This is a genomic window from Proteiniphilum sp. X52 (assembly GCF_003712195.1).
Taxonomy (GTDB): domain Bacteria; phylum Bacteroidota; class Bacteroidia; order Bacteroidales; family Dysgonomonadaceae; genus Proteiniphilum.
Map to the genome: position 1 here is coordinate 24,488 of NZ_RDSD01000030.1, position 17,706 is coordinate 42,193.

A 17,706-nucleotide genomic window follows, 5' to 3' on the forward strand; every position below is an offset into this window, starting at 1 on the left:
CATTTGTGCCGTTCAATTGCGTTCGTCGTTTTGAGTCGCGTTGGCTCCTCGATTTTCAAATCCGCACTCGGCAAATCAATTGGCGACAAACCGACAAATAAAATAGAGGTCACACGAAATTTCATCATATGATTAAAATCCGTCAATTACATAAATCCTACCGAACGGAAGCGTTATCGCTTCATGTCCTGAAAGGAGTCGATCTGGAAATTGGGTCGGGAGAGTATGTCTCCATCATGGGAGCCTCGGGTTCGGGAAAATCGACCCTGCTCAATATCCTGGGTATTCTCGACACCTACGATTCGGGCGAATACTTCCTGAACGGCACACTGATAAAGAATCTCAGTGAGACACAGGCTGCGCTTTACCGCAATGAGATGATCGGTTTTGTTTTCCAGTCGTTCAACCTCATCAACTTTAAAAATGCCCTGGAGAATGTGGCCCTCCCACTCTACTATAAGAAGGTGGGCCGAAAAAAACGGAATATTATCGCCTTGGAGCATCTCGACAGGATGGGACTGAAAGACTGGGCGCACCACATGCCCAATGAACTTTCCGGGGGACAGAAGCAACGCGTGGCCATTGCCCGCGCGCTGATCTCAGATCCAAAAATCATTCTGGCCGACGAACCTACCGGCGCCCTCGACAGCAAGACCACCGTGGAGGTGATGGAAGTGCTGACTGATCTCAATCGAGAAGGAATCACCACCATTATCGTGACCCACGAACCGTCGGTCGCGGATGCCACCCACCGCATCATCCACCTGAAGGACGGTATGATTGAATATGAAACAAGGAAGGACAACGGCGTGCATGTCGCCACTCATCCCCAAAAACCGCGAATGGCATGACCGACCAGCTTCATGAAATACTGGGAACGCTGAAGAAAAACAAGATGCGCACAACCCTCACCGGGCTCTCCGTCTCGTGGGGCATCTTTATCCTGATCGTCCTGCTGGGAGCGGGCAACGGGCTCAGAAACGGAGTGATGCGGAATTTCAGTTCCAGGGCGGTCAACCGCATCAGCCTGTGGCCCGGCACCACCTCTATGCCCCACAAGGGGCTGAAATCGGAGCGGAACCTCCATTTCACGGAGAGCGAAGTGGAACTGATCAGGAATGAGCTGGAGGAAAGCCGGCTCATCACCGCCCGCAGCAATACCTCACAGACCATTTCTTACGGGAGTGAATACGGTTCTTACCAGGTGAGGGGAGTGATGCCCAACTATTTTGATATCGAGAACCTGATCATCGCTCCGGAAGATGGACGTTTCATCAATCAACTCGACATGAAAGAGACCAACAAGGTGATCGTACTCGACAAGAAAGTCGCCGATCTCCTTTTCAAGGACGAATCACCGCTCGGCAAACAGGTGAAAGTGGGGCAAATCATGTTCAAGGTGGTAGGGGTCAACACAAAAAAAGAACAATGGGGAGGATCGAATACCTACATTCCTTTTACCACCGCGCAGGCCATTTTCAATCCCAACCGGAAATTCTACCAGATCACCTTTACCGTGGACGGATTGGTGACCAAAGAAGAAAATGACCGCTTCAATGAATCGCTCAGGACGTTGATGGGGCAAAGGTTGAACTTTAACCCGGAAGACAAGCAGGCCCTCTGGATATATAATGCACAGTCGGACTATGTGGAGACAATGAAGATTTTCAGCGTGATCACCTTCATTGTCGCTCTTATCGGTATCCTCACATTGATCGCGGGAATTGTGAGTGTAAGCAACATCATGCTGGTGTCGGTAAAGGAACGCACGCGGGAGATAGGGATCCGCAAAGCCATAGGCGCCACGCCGGCTTCCATCCTGAAAACCATCATCCTGGAGTCGATCATCATCACCACCATCTTCGGCTACATAGGGCTGATGATGGGCATCGGGCTGACCGAAACCATCAACTTCTTTATGGAACAGGCGGCCAACGCGCAAGCGGTGTCCGACGAACCGCAGATGTCGATATTCACCAACCCCACGGTGGAAGTGGGATACGCCCTCTTCGCGACGATCATACTGATCATCTCAGGGGTGATCGCCGGATACCTGCCCGCCCGCAAAGCGGTAAAGGTGAAACCCATTGAAGCGATGAGACAGGAATGACCGACGTGATGATTTCAGCAAATCAGTAAATTAACAAATCAGTATATATGTTTGATTTAGACAGGTGGCATGAAATATGGATCACTATCACGCACAATAAATCACGGAGTGTGCTGACCGCCTTCAGCGTTTTCTGGGGAATGCTGATGCTGGTGCTGATGGTGGGATCAGGCAACGCGCTCGAAAAAGGAATTTTTTCACAGATCGAGGGATTTGCCACCAATTCCTGTTTCTTCGAATCACAACGCACCACGCTTCCCCACAAGGGCTTCCGAAAAGGAAGGCGATGGGATATGACCAACAGCGATATTCCCGTGATCAAAGAGAAGGTGCGCGAATTGCAGCACATCTCCCCCATGCTGTTCAGCGGCGGCAATGAGAAGAATGTGGTAAGAGGCGACAAAAACGGTTCCTACCGGATCAAAGGCTGTTTTCCGGAATACGACCTGATAGAAAAAAGCAAAATGCTCCACGGACGGTATATCAACGATATCGATATCGCCGATAAGAGGAAAGTATGCGTCATCGGAGAACGCATCTATGAGGTGCTCTTCCAGAAGGGTGAAGATCCCACCGGAAAACAGATCCGCGTGAACGGCATCTATTTCCAAGTGGTGGGGGTAGCCAGAAGTTCATCGGGAGTGAATATAGGCGGCGAGACAGCCGAAACGGTAGTACTCCCTTTCTCTACCATGCAGCAGGCTTTCAACCAGGGAAATATCATCCACCTGCTGGCAGTCACCGCCAAAGAGGGTGTGCCGGTAAAAAGAGTGCAGGACCAGATCGGAGAGATACTAAGACAACAACACCAGATCTCACCCGACGACAAGGATGCGGTATGGAGCATGAATATCGAGGAGCAGTTCAAAATGTTCAACTACCTGGGTATCGGCATAGCCGCCCTGATATGGATCGTGGGACTGGGCACCCTTTTCGCGGGTGCCATCGGCGTGAGCAATATCATGCTGGTCACCGTGCGCGAGCGCACCAAGGAGATCGGCATCCGGCGAGCTTTGGGAGCCACCCCCCGGAATATCATCGGACAGATTCTCAGTGAGAGCGTGGTGCTCACCGTATTGGCAGGACTCCTCGGTATTGTGCTGGGAGTGGGGCTGCTCCGGGGAGCCGGGATCATACTCAGCCAGAGTGACCAGTTCTTCAAAGATCCCCAAGTCTCGTTCGGCATGGCTGTCGGTTCGTTCCTCATCCTCATTGTGATTGGCGCTATGGCGGGATACATACCTGCACAACGGGCTATCTTGATTAAACCTGTGGAAGCGATCAGTGAGGAGTAATAATGTGGGAAAGAGGGAAGGTCGATTTGATAGGATGATTTGCCGATTTATGAAATTTGAATTGGAAATCTGCGTAGCTAAATCTTGAATTTTGAATATGAAATTTGAAATATGAAAACTGTATGAAGAAAGTATTGCGAATTGTAGGATTGACCCTGTTAGGTCTTTTGGTAATATCCACCTTTGTGTTTCTCTGGCAGAAATCGCGCCCGAAAATTGTGACTTACAAAATAGAGGCGGCCACCAAAGGTGATATCGAAAAACGGACTGTGGCCACAGGCAAAGTGGAACCGCGCAATGAGATCCTCATCAAACCGCAGATGTCGGGCATCATTGCCGAGGTTTACAAAGAGGCGGGCGAAACCGTAAAGGCCGGAGATATCATCGCCAGGATACAGGTAGTGCCCGACATGGTGAACGAGAGCAGCGCCGAGTCGCGTGTCGAAAGGGCCCGGTTGGCTGCCAATCAAAGCCGGATCAATTATGAGCGGGATAAGAAACTCTTTGACAATGAAGTGATCTCAAGGGAAGAGTTCGAGAAGGTGGAATTACAGTACAAAAACGATCAGGAAGAACTGCGCGCCGCCAACGACAACCTGAGCTTGGTGCGCACCGGGATCACCAAGAGTTCGGCACAGACCAGCAACACGCTGGTACGCTCCACGGTAAGCGGCACTATCCTCGATGTTCCTGTCAAGGCGGGGAACTCGGTGATCCAGTCCAATAACTTCAACGATGGCACCACCGTGGCATCGGTAGCCGACCTGGGGGACATGCTTTTTGTCGGCAAGATCGACGAGACGGAAGTAGGTAAGCTCTCGGTGGAAATGCCCATGGAGATCACCATCGGCGCCATCCAGGACCTGAAGATACCCGCCTCGCTGGAGTATGTCTCGCCTAAAGGGACAGAAGAGAGCGGAGCCATCCTCTTCGAAATGAAAGCCGCCCTGCAATTGCCGCGGGATTTGTTTATCCGGGCAGGCTACAGCGCTAACGCCGATATTATTCTGGATCAGCGTAAAGATGTGGTAACCATTCCTGAGAGTTCAGTGGAATTCAGTGGCGACTCGGCTTTCGTCTATATGGTCAAGAGCGAGAAACCGCAGGAATTCGAACGGAAGCATGTGAAAATCGGCCTCTCGGACGGGATCCGTATCGAAGTGACCGAAGGACTGAAAGAGAATGACAAGATCCGTGGAACAGAGATCATTGAGGACAAGAAAAAATAACGGCTATGCATATCAGGACTATTATCATCGGCCTGTTCTTCAGCGCTTCCCTATTGCCGGCAACGGCACAACAGAAATATACGCTGGCGGAGTGCATCGATATTGCGTTGGAGAACAATCGTAACATCAAACAGCAGGAAATCGGCAGGCAACAGCGGGAGATCGCTTACAGCCAGGCACGCGCGGATCTGCTGCCCAACCTGAACGCTTCGGCGGGACAGAACTTCATATTCGGACGCTCCATCGGCCTCGATAACGTCTATCAGAACACCAACTCTTCCCAGACCACCTTCGGTGTCGGAGCCGACATCACCCTTTTCGACGGTCTGCGCATGAAGCACAACATCGACGCGCGCAAGGCCGACATGCAGGCGTCGGAAGCCGATCTGGAGAAGATGCGCGACGATGTGGTAATGAGTGTTTCCACCGCCTTCCTCCAGGCATTGCTCAACCGGGAGTTGCTGCGGATCGCGGAGAACCAGATCGAGACCACCCAGGCCAACCTGCAACGACGGGGTGAATTAGTGAAAAGCGGCAAGATGGCACCGGGAGAACTCTATGAATTAGAAGCCCAATTGGCCAAGGAAGAACTGAACCGCGTGCAGGCGGAGAGCAACCTCAAACTGGCATTGCTCGATCTGGCCCAAATCATGGAACTGGAGGAATTCAACAATTTCGATATCACGGCGCCCCCCGCGGAAACACTCATCAACGAAGCCACCCTTTTGCGGTCGGAAGCGGTATACGAAAGCGCGTTGTTGAATCGTCCGGAGATACGAGGCATGCGCTATCGGCTGGAAAGCAGTGAGAAAGAACTGTTGATGGCAAAGGCTCAATATTACCCCTCCCTCTCGTTCGGGGTGAATATGGGAACCGGCTACTACAGGATGAGCGGCAGGGACAACACCTCTTTCAGTTCGCAGTTGCGCAACAACATGAGCAATTCGCTGGGTTTCAGCCTCCGCATTCCCATCTTCAACAGGTTTCAGGTCAGGAACAGTGTCCACAAAGCAGAACTCGCCATCGCCAACTCACGACTGGAAATGGACAAAACCAAAGTCGAATTGCGCAAACGCATCGAGCAGGCTTATTACAATGCCACAGGAGCTAAAAGCCGCTGGGATGCCGCCCGGAAATCGATCCAAGCCAGCCGGGAAGCCTACCGTTTTACGGAAGAGAAATACGAGAGCGGCCGCGCCAACTCTTATGAACTGTTCCTGGCAAAAAACAACCTCGCACAAGTGCTGGGAGAAGAGGCCCAGGCCAAATATGAATACGCGTTCCGTTTGAAGATACTGGAATTGTTAAAAGATTGAACATCCGTAACCATTTCATTGATTTGATGCTCCAATGAATAAATGACACGCTCATTTGCTCAACTTATAACTTATAACTTATAACAACCCATCATTCAACATTCAACAGACATGAAAATCCCAGCAACATTAACTCTGATCGCAGTGCTATTCACAGCCTGCATTTCCGTGGGAGCGCAATCGCGCCAGGCGGCGGATGAATTTGAAGTAAGTGAATTTACGGCTATCGAATCATCGGTAATAGCCAACATTCATATCAAGCAATCCCCTATTGTCAGTGTGACCGCGGAGGGTAGTGAAGAGCTGCTCAACCTTCTCGAGGTCCGGATGGACAACGACAAACTGATCCTTACAATGGAAGACCGTCATCTGAAAAGAAATAAACGACGTTCTGAGAAGTTGCTTATTTCCATCTCCACTCCTGCCCTGACCAGGCTCGATTTCAATGGTGTGGGGAATATTGAGATCGATGGCACCTTCTCCACTCCCGAACTGACTATCGAGTCGGAAGGAGTGGGCAATCTCAGGGCGGACAGGCTCGAAGCCGGTGCCATTCACATCTCTTCCCGGGGAGTGGGTAACACCACATTAGGTGGCAAGACCGACCAATTGGAGATTCAATCCGAGGGTGTGGGAAACGTCAATACCACGAAGCTCACCTCGCGAAGCGCCGCGGTCACATCGCAGGGAGTCGGCAACATACACTGCCACGCATCGGAATATCTCAAAGTACGTTCCGAAGGCATCGGCAACGTCACCTATTATGGCAACCCGGCTAAGAAAGAACTCAACAAAGAGGGATTAGGAAAAATAAAAGCAGGGAATTGACCCCTGCTCACTCAATTAATACTCTACTTCTACTTTTAATTACAAAAAATTTCGAGGACGGAGGCTTGCGAAAGTCTCCGTTTTTATTTCACGTCTGCCTCATTTGCCTCTGCATTCTTTTCCATATATTTCAAAATATAACAACCATCTCCTTTTTTTGTATGAATGTTATATGTACAGCCCGCTTCTTTGAGACAATTTCTCAATTTACTCATTGTACTCATCAAGATTCGATTAGCTGTATAATACTTGTCAGACCAAAATTTCTCTTTAATTTCTTCTTTGAGGAGTGTATAATCATCACTTTCAAGAAACATCAAAAGTATATTTGCCGGTTGATTAGGAATTTTTGTGATCTTCTTTTGTCCGATCAATTCATTTTTACGGGTATCCAACATTGTCTTCCCGATATAATAATATCTTCCCTTTTTAACGATCTTATCCGGCCTGATCTTTCTTTTCCCGAGGTACAAATAATAAACTACCCCCAGTATCAATACTTCAAGAATAAACAGCGCGATGATCGCATTTTTAGGTATCAACCGGAATACGGTGAGCGGTGAATAGTTGACCAGCCCCTGGTAAGATATCTCACCAAATACTCCACCCTTTATGATCGGTGTCCGAGAGTTGATGCGGTATCCCATAGTGTCTTCGCTCAATTCGGTATTATTTCCATGACACACCAGTATGAGAGAGCGTGCTTTGATACCCTTTTCATCCAGCTTCTTATCGAAAAGTTGCTGTAGCGTATCCGGTTTCAACCGGTTTACATGTAAAAGATACGATTGAAAGCCTTTCAACAACTCCTTTTCCGTATTCCCGCTCACTTCAGCCACTTTTGTTATAGTGGTATCTTCTGTCACAATTTTCTGATCTCTGACTCTCTCTTTTGTTGTAAACGGATCTACGATATGTATAGATACATACTCACCCTCCATCTTTAATAGCACTTCCTCATTAATGGCATGTTCAAACAGGGGTGGAATGTCCCGTTCCATCTTCGTCTTAGCTGCGTTGTATCCATTAATCAAGACTATCGACAGCACAATTATGACCAAACCGACGATGATTAAGAGCAATGCAATTATCCTGTTGTATGTAGATCTACTGTAAATCATTGTGCTACGTTTCATCTGCAAATATAAAATAAATCGGCCAATATGCGCAATGAATTTAATTTTTATTAAGCAAACCTCATATCGTTAACACATTGAAAACATAGGAATTATAAAAAGTGAGTTATAAGTGAGTTAAAATCTTCGTATAATAACGCTCCAAATTCTATTTTTATCGGTAATATTTGAATCACTCTAAAATATAAGTCTATGAATGCAAAAAAAATTTCACAATCTGTCTTATGACGTTGTCTTTATTATTTTTTATTTGGTTAAAATCAAAAAACAGGCTCATAGAAACCGATCTGACGCTCTCAAATATCGAAGCGCTGGCATCGACCGAGGATGGGGGAAATGTTATATGCATAGGGAGCGGTTCACTCGATTGTCCGACACCGCATAGAAAAGTAGCTTTTATACGCGAATTTTGATGGAAAAGGATAAAATTATTAGCAGGTATTATATATTATATTGTCTGCTTATTATATCCATAGGATGTAATAATGCAAATAACAGCCTTTATTACGATTCCTTTACGACCGGTATTTCCCTTTCAGGAAAAAGGCTGGAAACAGATTCGGTAATGCTTCGCTATCCTTTCAGGATCAAGCATAAAGATAGTTTAGCTATTATTATGGATCTGCATCATCCCGACTATTTCTATCATGCATTTACCTATCCGCGATTTGAGTATCTCTTTTCTTTCGGGAAACGCGGGCAGGCCCCTGAAGAAATTCTATCGGCGGAAAATTTCAGGCTTACGGATAACGGGATGTGGGGGCTGGACGCCAATAAACATCTGCTTACCAAGATGTCGGTCGGAAATATTACCCAGGCGACAAACGAAAAAGAGACACCATTGGACAAAGAGATCATCCGTGCGCTGGATTTTGCCTTGTATGACGATTCTTGTTTTGTGATTCCGGATTATTCTGGTAAACACCGCTTCCATATTATGGACAAGAATGGGAATATAAAGTCCAGCCACGGAAAAATTCCCTCCCGGAAACATAAAAAGGGCGACATAGCATTGGCCCAGGCCTGGAGGAGTTTTATCGATTATAATCCCGAAAATCACACGCTCGCCATGGTAACTCAATTGGGAGAAGTATTGGAGATCTATAATTTGAGGGACAGCACCCATGTCGTAAAAATAGGATCCCACGGAGAACCGGAATATAATGAGTCGGGGGGTATGGCTATTCCTTCTGGAATCATGGGATTCAGCGACATACAAGTAACAAATGAATATATTTACACCGTTTTTCACGGAAGGAGTTTTAAAGAGATTATGCAACAGCCACAACCTACGACAATCGACGGCGGGCAATATATCTACGTTTTCTCGTTGGAAGGAGATCCGCTTTACAGATACACGCTGGATCATTTTATTTACGGCATAGATGTCAACGAAAGAACGAGGGAAATATATGCCGTAGATGTCAATTCGAATCAACCTGTTGTCAAATATCAATTAAAGCGTTGATGAGATGAAATTACATTCCTTTACACTATTGATAGGATCGTGTATCCTTTTGTTTTCCTGCAATGAGAGCAAGGAGAAAAAAGAGATCACAAAACTTGTCACAGAATGGCAGGACAAAGAGATCATTTTTCCGGAGGATTTGATTTTTACACGGTATGGGCAAGATGCCATACAGTATGAAATGCCGGAATCGGACTATAAGATTCTGTTGTATGTAGACTCCATAGGCTGTACCAGTTGCAAATTACAGCTCCACAAATGGAACGAGTTTATTGCGCAAGTGGATTCCCTGACGTCGGGAAGCGTGCCTGTATTACTCTTTTTCCACCCGAAAGACAAACGGGAATTGAGCTACCTGCTTAAACGGGATGGCATCACGATTCCGGTTTGCCTGGATGAGAACGACCGACTGAATTCCATCAACCGGTTTCCCTCCCGTGATGATTTTCAATGCTTCCTCCTGGACAAAGACAATAAAGTGGTCTATATCGGGAATCCCATCCATAATATCCGTATCAGGGAGATGTATTTATCCCGGATCGCTCCGGAAGCCCATACCCCAACAACCCCATCAAGAAGCACTATCGTCCAGGCTGATCAGACGGAATTCAACCTCGGAACGCTGAAAAGGGGCAATTCCACAACAGTAACCGCTTTGATCCGAAATATAGGAGAAGTTCCGCTCGTCGTATACGATACCAAGGTGTCCTGTGGTTGCACAAGTATAAATTACAAAAAAGAACCCGCTCTGCCCGGCTCGTCAATGGAAATAGAAATAACCTATAATGCGGAAGATCCGGGTTATTTCCATAGAACTGTTTCCATTTATGGAAACATGGATAATTCCCCCTTGATGATAAGGCTAAAAGGAAATACAAATTAAACCCTCTGCAAAGAGGTTGTTTTCTATCAATTTATTTATTAATTTTAATTTTCAAAGTATGAAGAAAAAATTATTATAGGGCATATTCGCCCCCTCGCTTCTGGCAGCCGCAGGCTACGGAGTGAGTCAAACAATGAAAAGTGAGGCAAATCTGGGTGATTTGGGATTGGCCAATGTGGAGGCATTGGCACAGGGAGAAAGTGGAGGACGCGAAGATTGTGAACCGGCCTATGACATTTGTTGTGAGTTGGTTATTTACCCTGATGGAAGTTACGGTGAAGATTGCTTATTGGATCATAAAAAAAAGCCTGGATGGCTATAAGTCAAAAATCTGATTAAATCATGGGGGTACATAAATTATTGCATATATTAATTGAGAAGTAAATTAGCATATTTACGGAGGCAAGTATATTTTATGTACCTCTGTTACTTTTATTATTCAATTGATTATGAGTATTGTATATAAAACAGTTGTCGGACTGACAATATCGATATTAGTAAGTTGTAATTCGAGCCACAAGCAGGATATGACTATAAGATTCCAGGAAGAACACTTTCTGAAACATACAGCATACGATACGGAATTATTTATTAAACAAGGACAAATCACCGTGATTGACTCTTTCTTAATTCTTGTGTCAATTCAACAAGATCCCCTATGCAAGATATATTCCATTCCCCAAAACATGAAAGAACTTTACGGTTATGGTAGTATTGGGAATGGGCCGGGGGAATTTTTACAACCCTTACTCACCTATTCACATAACAATACTTTTGGGTTAAATGAAATAAATAAAAAAGAATTGGCTGTCTTGCAATTAGTCAATGAGAATAAAAATGTATCCATTATTGAATCCCGTCGTCTAAAGGCCGTCACCAAAAATGAGAAAGAAAAAGTTTTTCGAACCGATTACTACTTCGCAAGATTAGATAATGAACATTATGTTTCTCTTTTATACGAAGGGGAGAATAAATTCTTTTCTTTATTTGACAGTACCTTAACATTAATATGCCGATTTGGAGAATCTCCTATTCCAGAAGAAGTGTCACCAATGGTAGCGGTCAATCGCCTTCAAGGACGAGTTGCCGCATCCGATGGGACAATGGTTTTTGCTACTACTTACTTACCATATCTGGCTTGTTACCAATTAAATAATGAGGCCATGGAAAAAAAGTGGAATATTTTTTACAATCAACCATATTATGCTGTAAGAAATGAAGACTTGCTTTATGATAAAGATAAATCATTTGGACAAATGATGAATCTTAAGAAGGACGACCACTTCATCTATTTGTTATACTTAGACCAATTGTTAAGTGACTATGATTTCAATGAAATCAACAAATCCATGGCCAATGTTATTTTGGTTTTTGATTATGACGGAAATGCAATCGCAAAACTGCATTTAAGTTGCAGAATAAATAGGATGGCATTGTCTAACGATGGAAAAAAACTATATGGAATAGCTCATTTACCAGAGCCTACAATTGTTGAATTCAATCTACCCCTCACCATGAAACAATAATAACACTGCAAAGTATGAAGAAAAAATTATTATCGGGCATATTCGCCCTCGCGCTTCTGGCAGCCGCAGCCTACGGAATGAGGAGTCAAACAATGAAAAGTGATTCCATCCTTTCGGATTGGGCATTGATGAATGTGGAAGCTCTTGCCAATGGAGAAGTTATTATCGGCGTACCCTGTATGCAAACATGTTCCAGGTGTTGGTGTTACTATCCGCCAATAGACGTTGATCCAAACGACTATTGGATACAAGGAGAACCTTATTATTAATTGGTTTATGAGAGGATGTATAAAATTTATCAGCAACCGTTTTATACATCCTCCCTGATAAAAATCAGAAATAATCTTTAAATAAATATAGTAAAATGATTAGTCAGATTTCTAACCAAAGGAAGTATTTATCACTTCTATTAAATCTTTTATTCCTTTTATCTTGTAATAAAACAATTAATAACCCGATGCAACATTTCGATAAAATCCCCAAAAAGGAATTAAATCATTCACACATTATTAATCTGGAGAAATTTGATATATTAAAACCGATAGATGCAATCCGGATTAATAATTCATATATGATTTGGGATAATAAAAATGAAAATATATTTAATCTTATTGATCCAATCTCAAACAAAGTGATCAAAGGAGTCAATATAGGGAATGGTCCTAATGAAATTATATCTCCTAGTAGTTTTCAAAATCAAGATGGTAAATTTTTGATTTATGATATTTCACAAAGAAGAATAAACCAAATCGACATATCATCAGATACCACTTTAATCATAAAAAAAAATCAGGAAATTAATACCAATAAAAGATTATTCGTGATAAACCGCATTGGCTCAAATATTATAGCTACCGGTATATTAGAAGATTATTGGTTGGCTAATATGACAACAGATGGGGAGATAACGTCAGGCATTGAGTTCCCTGCTTTTGAAGAAACGAATAACACCCCCAAGGTGCAATTATCCATGTTATATATAAGCACGCTAATGGCAAATACGTCAGATAATAAGAAAGTTGTTGCCGTGACTCAAAAACATGGGGTGGTATCTTTTCTCAATTATATCAACAATTCGATATTAAATGAATATAAGCAAATAAAATACTATGCGCCAAATTTCACTATAGAAGAAAGGGGAAATATCGCTTTCTCTAAAAATAATCAAGTTGGATTCTGTGGAGTGGACTGTGATAATGATTATGTTTACGCATTATACTCGGGAAAAACTTTTGCGAAAGAGGGAATGCTCAATCATCATTGTGAAAATTTATTAATCTATGATTGGAATGGCAACCCTATCAAACATTATGTGTTAGATATTCCATTGTACTCTATGAGATATAATGAAAAAAACAATTTAATATATGGAATAGCATATTATCCCGAAGGGATTTTAGTAGAATATCAATTAGATGATTGAAAGGGAAAAGGTAATACAATGTAATTAACAGTGACTAAGAAATTATTTACAGACAAGAGTGAATCACAATGAACGAAGAAATCATCGGTATATCATTCATTTAAATTTCTGTTCTATGAAGAAAAGTGTTTTATCGGGGCTGTTCGCCCTCACGCTTCTGGCAACCGCGGGTTTCGGAGTGCGCAAAAGTATGAAAAGTGATGTTAATCTGAGTGATTTGACATTGACCAATTTTATATTTCTACTAAATAAACAATTATTAAGATCATGAAAATTAATATACTATTCGTGTCACTTGTTATTCTTCTTTTTGCGTGCAGTTCTAATCAAAACCGCTATTTGGATGCCCACTTGTTTTCAGTCAAGGATTTTAAAACCGCCGAAGAATTGACGGGGAAAATACTGGAATTGAGCGATTTGACAATGCGACCGACCGATATATTGGTCTGCGACTCACTTCTAATAACCATTGAATATGGAGGGGATAAACTTTTCCATATCTATGACCTGAAAGAACAAAGACAAGTGAACCAATGCATTGTGACGGGACAGGGGCCTAATGATATGCTTCAGCCGGAATTTATGCACAGTGACGGATATTTTCTGAAGATTATTGATTTAGGTACCTCAACGGTATATGAATATGAAATTAAGGACTTCATCACTAACACTGAGCCAAAACCTATTCATCGAATTAAGCTGGAGAAACAGATATTCCTGACTGCGCAGCAAGCAGGTGACAATATAATAGGATATTCGTACGGCACTGAGAACCGGGTGTACAAATTTGACCTGACAGGTAAAAAAACAGAGGCACTCATCAACTACCCTGTTTCTTCAATCGAATACTCCGATATGGAAAAAATGGATGCTTTTTACATGAAATTTATCACTAACGGAAGTGACAAGATCGCACTGTGCCATTATATGACAGACTTAATTGAGATATATGATACAAATGGTATTTTACAAAAAAGGATGCATGGACCGGAACAATTTCTAGCTCATTTCAAACAAATACAAGACGGGCCTATGGGAGCTTCTCCTGTAAAAGGAATGAACCGGGATGCTTTTATGTGCCCACGGAATGCGGGAAATGATTTTTTTGTCTTATATAACGGCGGATATATTGACGATCCTGATCATACGACATCCTGCAGCAGGCTTTTTTCTTTCTCATGGGATGGTACTCCTCAAAAAATTTACAATCTGGATGATCCTATTTTTTCATTTACAGTCGATACACAAAACAAAAAAATATACGGTATCAGCGAAACTCCGGAATTCCATATTGTGGAATACTCATACAATTAGGAACAATAGGGTCTACCGGAACAGATTGTAATGGAAATCCTTTTGACTCTAGAGAGACAATCACTAGAAAATGCCAAATACTATTTGAGGAAGGTTGGCTGGATTCTAACCCCTTATTGCTTTATTATGAACTTAGAGAATAATTTTCTCGAAAAAACTCAATTTTCAATGAAACATATTATCCGCTTTTCACTCTTTTCTCTTATTCTGTTTTGTAGTTGCATTGGCAAAAGACAAAGTGGGTTGGAGCAAGCCTTACTATTGGCGGGAGATAACAGGCCGGAATTGGAAAAAGTACTGAAGCGTTATTCCTCTGTTCCGGCCGATAGTCTGAAATATAAAGCCGCATGCTTCCTTATAGAAAATATGCCGGGTTACCATTATTATGAAGGAGAAGCGCTGGAAAAATATACAGACTATTTCAAATTACTGGGAGAAGATAAAAAAACGCCCGATCAAATCCTCGATTCTTTACACAATGTATATGGTCCGTTTAATAGATCAACCCTTACATTAAAGTTTGACATCAAAGAGATCGACTCTGCCTATTTATGCGAAAATATTGATCTGGCTTTCAAAGTATGGACTGAAAAACCATGGGGGAAAAATGTGACCTTCGGCGACTTTTGCGAATATATCTTACCCTATCGTACAGGCAACGAAAAATTGACAAACTGGAGAGAAAACTATCTGGAAGAATATCGATCTTTCGTGGAAAGCATCACCGCAGAGGATCCGGTTGAGGCTGCTATCGCACTACGACGTAACATCATAAAAGAAATGCGGCCGGAAAGATCCACCATGACAAGTCCCCCCGGTTATCCCAGTCTTGACGCCTTTACAGCAAAATATTTAACCGGATCCTGTGATAACATCAACCAATTTGTGCTGTTCCTGTTAAGGGCAAATGGAATTCCTTGCGCCACGGATTATATGCCCCTCAAGAGTCGTGTCAACGTGGGACATTCATGGGTATCATTGAGGAACAACAAAAACGAATATTATGCAATCGATTATTTTGGAGACGTTACCTATATCTCCGGTACTGAACTCAACCGGAGAACACCCAAACCAAAAGTTTACCGCAAAACCTTTTCCATGAATACCTCCCGGTTTAATCTACTTAGGAGAAAATCAAAATCAGTCCCCAGGGAATTCTCCAAATACAATTATAGATTTTATGATGTAACGGGGTTATATTCAAACCACTTGACAGACTTACCCATACCCAAAGACCTTATATACAAGGATAAGCCGAAGCACACAAAGGTTTTCTACCTGTGCATGCTGTCAAAAATGAATTGGACTCCGGTAGACTGGACAGATATATATAAGAAAGGTGTTATTACTTTCAAAAATATCGAAGCTGGGGATATTTTCAGGGTTGCCGTCCATGAAAACGATCAATTTGTATTTATTACGGATCCGTTCAAATTGCATAACCAGACTTATAAAATTAATCTGCTCGAAAATTATGAAAGTGGCAGTGATAAGCCTTTTATTTTATATTCAAAGTATTCGTTGGAAGGAGAGACCCGTTTCAGGGAGCGGATGGTTGGCGGTGTATTTGAAGGTTCGGACAATCCAGATTTCAAAAATCCGGACACACTCCATATCATCAAGGACAGGCCGTTTCGTTTGTTCCATCACGTCACGCTATCTCCCGAAAACAGATACAGATATGTACGGTATAAAGGACCGAAAGAAAGCCATTGTAATGTCGCAGAAGTGCAGTTCCTCTCGGATTCCATCGTTTTACAGGGAAAAATCATCGGCACACCCGGAAGTTGGCAAGATAGGGGCACGCATGAGTTTACCAACGTGTTTGACGGTTCAACCGAAACATCTTTTGACCATAATACCCCAAGTGACGGATGGGCAGGACTTGATCTGGGACAACCTGAAAAAATAACGGAGATCATTTATTCACCTCGGAATTACGATAATTACATCAAAAAAGGAGACCGGTACGAATTGTTCATAAGCGACAGGGAGGGCTGGAGATCATTAGGCGTACAGGTTGCCTCTTCAGATTCGTTACTGTATGAGAATATTCCTTCGGGACGCTTGTACTATCTGAAAAATCATTCAGGGGGAATCCAGGAACGTCCGTTTACAATGGAAAAAGGTAAAGCCGTTTTTCTTTAGGCCATCGGAAAAGAATGGTCGGTCTGGAATCGGTGAACCCTCATTCAGGAACATGCTATTGAAACAAAAACCTAAGAAGATCGAATAAATAGCCGACAGAATTTGAACAGAATCTTAACAATTTATTCTTTTGTCAATTCTCATTTATTCTGTTCCTTTACAAGAAAAACAGTAATGAATATAAATAGAACACTAATATTCAACATATTAGAAAAAATGAGTTATAAGTGAGTCAAAAAAATGGTTTAAATAATGAACTTTGCCACCTTTGCGAAATGGACAAAAATGAACTTATTGAAAACGAAGAAGCAAAAACTCCTTCTCCTTCGGAGGAAGGAAGTATAAATTAATCATATCATTCATTTAAATTTCTGTTCTATGAAGAAAAGAGTTTTATCGGGGCTGTTCGCCCTCGCGCTTCTGGCAACCGCAGGTTTCGGAGTGCACAAAAGTATGAAAAGTGATGTTAATCTGAGTGATTTGGCATTGACCAATGTGGAGGCGTTGGCTAACGGGGAATATCCCGGAATTGGAGAGCCTGGAAAGGATTATAAGTATGTAATGTTATTTGAAGTATCTACAGAAAGAAGATGCATAGATGGCTACTTTTATGTCATTACATATTATGGCTCTGATTGCTATTTTGAAGGTAACGTGCCTTGTCCGGGACCTCATTATACGGTAACCCTAACAGGATACTGTGTATAAGATCAAAGATAGGGAGAGGATAAGATCCCTTAATCTTATTCTCTCTCTATAATGATTGAAATAGGAAAGGACAAAATTATACAATCATACAATCTACAGAACTTATGAATACAAAGTATTTTTATATTGCGGGGTTGGTTACGTTATTTTCTCTTACGTCTCCCACATGTGCAACCAGTATTCAGGAAAATACGAGTAATATTATTATCAACCTTCCCTCTGGTCATAATAACGATTTAATATCTGACCATCTTCAATTATCTGATATTATATACTTGGAAACAATAGACTTGTCTTTGATCAAAAGTATTAGACGGTTAAT

General features: G+C 42.8%; 17 protein-coding genes. 16 read left to right on the top strand and 1 reads right to left on the bottom strand.

Features of this window, described 5'->3' with window-relative positions:
• Window positions 1-128 precede the first annotated feature (128 nt).
• From D7D25_RS16255 to D7D25_RS16280, 6 genes are all read left to right on the top strand, one after another.
• The gene (locus D7D25_RS16255; protein ID WP_122969978.1) at window positions 129-851 is read left to right on the top strand and encodes an ABC transporter ATP-binding protein; all 723 of its coding nucleotides are present in this window, start codon (window positions 129-131) and stop codon (window positions 849-851) included.
• Complete coding sequence (locus tag D7D25_RS16260; protein ID WP_122969979.1) at window positions 848-2,110, top strand: ABC transporter permease; 1,263 nt, start codon at window positions 848-850, stop codon at window positions 2,108-2,110. Before D7D25_RS16255 ends, D7D25_RS16260 begins: the two co-directional genes overlap by 4 nt.
• Before the next feature lie 47 nt (window positions 2,111-2,157).
• Window positions 2,158-3,405, top strand: a complete 1,248-nt coding sequence (locus D7D25_RS16265) for an ABC transporter permease (RefSeq protein ID WP_122969980.1) — start codon at window positions 2,158-2,160, stop codon at window positions 3,403-3,405.
• A gap of 122 nt (window positions 3,406-3,527) precedes the next feature.
• Complete coding sequence (locus D7D25_RS16270; protein WP_122969981.1) at window positions 3,528-4,634, top strand: efflux RND transporter periplasmic adaptor subunit; 1,107 nt, start codon at window positions 3,528-3,530, stop codon at window positions 4,632-4,634.
• Between the two features lie 5 nt (window positions 4,635-4,639).
• The gene (locus tag D7D25_RS16275; RefSeq protein ID WP_122969982.1) at window positions 4,640-5,950 is read left to right on the top strand and encodes a TolC family protein; all 1,311 of its coding nucleotides are present in this window, start codon (window positions 4,640-4,642) and stop codon (window positions 5,948-5,950) included.
• A gap of 111 nt (window positions 5,951-6,061) precedes the next feature.
• Entirely contained in the window at window positions 6,062-6,778 is a 717-nt protein-coding gene (locus tag D7D25_RS16280) for a head GIN domain-containing protein (RefSeq protein WP_122969983.1), read from the top strand.
• 83 nt (window positions 6,779-6,861) lie between these two features.
• Here D7D25_RS16280 and D7D25_RS16285 read toward each other — a convergent pair whose 3' ends face one another.
• Complete coding sequence (locus D7D25_RS16285) at window positions 6,862-7,899, bottom strand: helix-turn-helix domain-containing protein (protein WP_158602651.1); 1,038 nt, start codon at window positions 7,897-7,899, stop codon at window positions 6,862-6,864.
• 239 nt (window positions 7,900-8,138) lie between these two features.
• Between D7D25_RS16285 and D7D25_RS18840 the strand changes: the two genes are divergently transcribed.
• The 10 genes from D7D25_RS18840 (at window position 8,139) to D7D25_RS16335 (ending at window position 17,384) form a co-directional block, all read left to right on the top strand.
• A complete protein-coding gene (locus D7D25_RS18840; protein WP_122969985.1) occupies window positions 8,139-8,327 on the top strand; it encodes an NVEALA domain-containing protein in 189 nt (62 codons plus the stop codon).
• Window positions 8,327-9,382 (top strand): BF3164 family lipoprotein, encoded by a 1,056-nt coding sequence (locus tag D7D25_RS16295; RefSeq protein WP_122969986.1) that lies wholly within the window; start codon window positions 8,327-8,329, stop codon window positions 9,380-9,382. The genes D7D25_RS18840 and D7D25_RS16295 overlap by 1 nt, the downstream gene beginning before the upstream one ends.
• A 4-nt stretch (window positions 9,383-9,386) precedes the next feature.
• On the top strand, window positions 9,387-10,265 hold the full coding sequence (locus D7D25_RS16300; RefSeq protein ID WP_122969987.1) for a DUF1573 domain-containing protein: 879 nt from the start codon (window positions 9,387-9,389) through the stop codon (window positions 10,263-10,265).
• 100 nt (window positions 10,266-10,365) lie between these two features.
• The gene (locus D7D25_RS16305; RefSeq protein WP_255417356.1) at window positions 10,366-10,587 is read left to right on the top strand and encodes an NVEALA domain-containing protein; all 222 of its coding nucleotides are present in this window, start codon (window positions 10,366-10,368) and stop codon (window positions 10,585-10,587) included.
• A gap of 205 nt (window positions 10,588-10,792) precedes the next feature.
• Window positions 10,793-11,791 carry a BF3164 family lipoprotein gene (locus tag D7D25_RS16310; protein ID WP_158602652.1) on the top strand — a complete coding sequence of 333 codons (999 nt, stop codon included), beginning with the start codon at window positions 10,793-10,795 and terminating at the stop codon, window positions 11,789-11,791.
• 14 nt (window positions 11,792-11,805) lie between these two features.
• Window positions 11,806-12,060, top strand: coding sequence for an NVEALA domain-containing protein (locus D7D25_RS16315; protein WP_122969989.1), 255 nt, complete (start codon window positions 11,806-11,808; stop codon window positions 12,058-12,060).
• 188 nt (window positions 12,061-12,248) lie between these two features.
• Window positions 12,249-13,214, top strand: coding sequence for a BF3164 family lipoprotein (locus D7D25_RS16320; RefSeq protein ID WP_158602653.1), 966 nt, complete (start codon window positions 12,249-12,251; stop codon window positions 13,212-13,214).
• Window positions 13,215-13,481: 267 nt separating this feature from the next.
• Complete coding sequence (locus D7D25_RS16325) at window positions 13,482-14,528, top strand: BF3164 family lipoprotein (RefSeq protein ID WP_122969991.1); 1,047 nt, start codon at window positions 13,482-13,484, stop codon at window positions 14,526-14,528.
• A 168-nt stretch (window positions 14,529-14,696) separates the two neighbouring features.
• Complete coding sequence (locus D7D25_RS16330; protein ID WP_148038966.1) at window positions 14,697-16,676, top strand: transglutaminase domain-containing protein; 1,980 nt, start codon at window positions 14,697-14,699, stop codon at window positions 16,674-16,676.
• A 378-nt stretch (window positions 16,677-17,054) separates the two neighbouring features.
• On the top strand, window positions 17,055-17,384 hold the full coding sequence (locus D7D25_RS16335) for an NVEALA domain-containing protein (protein WP_122969993.1): 330 nt from the start codon (window positions 17,055-17,057) through the stop codon (window positions 17,382-17,384).
• The last annotated feature ends 322 nt before the right edge of the window (window positions 17,385-17,706 follow it).

Bases quoted from the DNA above. Each gene is read 5' to 3' on its own strand.
- D7D25_RS16255 (WP_122969978.1), top strand. From the start codon at position 129: ATGATTAAAATCCGTCAATTACATAAATCCTACCGAACGGAAGCGTTA.
- D7D25_RS16260 (WP_122969979.1), top strand. From the start codon at position 848: ATGACCGACCAGCTTCATGAAATACTGGGAACGCTGAAGAAAAACAAG.
- D7D25_RS16265 (WP_122969980.1), top strand. From the start codon at position 2,158: ATGTTTGATTTAGACAGGTGGCATGAAATATGGATCACTATCACGCAC.
- D7D25_RS16270 (WP_122969981.1), top strand. From the start codon at position 3,528: ATGAAGAAAGTATTGCGAATTGTAGGATTGACCCTGTTAGGTCTTTTG.
- D7D25_RS16275 (WP_122969982.1), top strand. From the start codon at position 4,640: ATGCATATCAGGACTATTATCATCGGCCTGTTCTTCAGCGCTTCCCTA.
- D7D25_RS16280 (WP_122969983.1), top strand. From the start codon at position 6,062: ATGAAAATCCCAGCAACATTAACTCTGATCGCAGTGCTATTCACAGCC.
- D7D25_RS16285 (WP_158602651.1), bottom strand. From the start codon at position 7,899: ATGATTTACAGTAGATCTACATACAACAGGATAATTGCATTGCTCTTA.
- D7D25_RS18840 (WP_122969985.1), top strand. From the start codon at position 8,139: ATGACGTTGTCTTTATTATTTTTTATTTGGTTAAAATCAAAAAACAGG.
- D7D25_RS16295 (WP_122969986.1), top strand. From the start codon at position 8,327: ATGGAAAAGGATAAAATTATTAGCAGGTATTATATATTATATTGTCTG.
- D7D25_RS16300 (WP_122969987.1), top strand. From the start codon at position 9,387: ATGAAATTACATTCCTTTACACTATTGATAGGATCGTGTATCCTTTTG.
- D7D25_RS16310 (WP_158602652.1), top strand. From the start codon at position 10,793: ATGACTATAAGATTCCAGGAAGAACACTTTCTGAAACATACAGCATAC.
- D7D25_RS16315 (WP_122969989.1), top strand. From the start codon at position 11,806: ATGAAGAAAAAATTATTATCGGGCATATTCGCCCTCGCGCTTCTGGCA.
- D7D25_RS16320 (WP_158602653.1), top strand. From the start codon at position 12,249: ATGCAACATTTCGATAAAATCCCCAAAAAGGAATTAAATCATTCACAC.
- D7D25_RS16325 (WP_122969991.1), top strand. From the start codon at position 13,482: ATGAAAATTAATATACTATTCGTGTCACTTGTTATTCTTCTTTTTGCG.
- D7D25_RS16330 (WP_148038966.1), top strand. From the start codon at position 14,697: ATGAAACATATTATCCGCTTTTCACTCTTTTCTCTTATTCTGTTTTGT.
- D7D25_RS16335 (WP_122969993.1), top strand. From the start codon at position 17,055: ATGAAGAAAAGAGTTTTATCGGGGCTGTTCGCCCTCGCGCTTCTGGCA.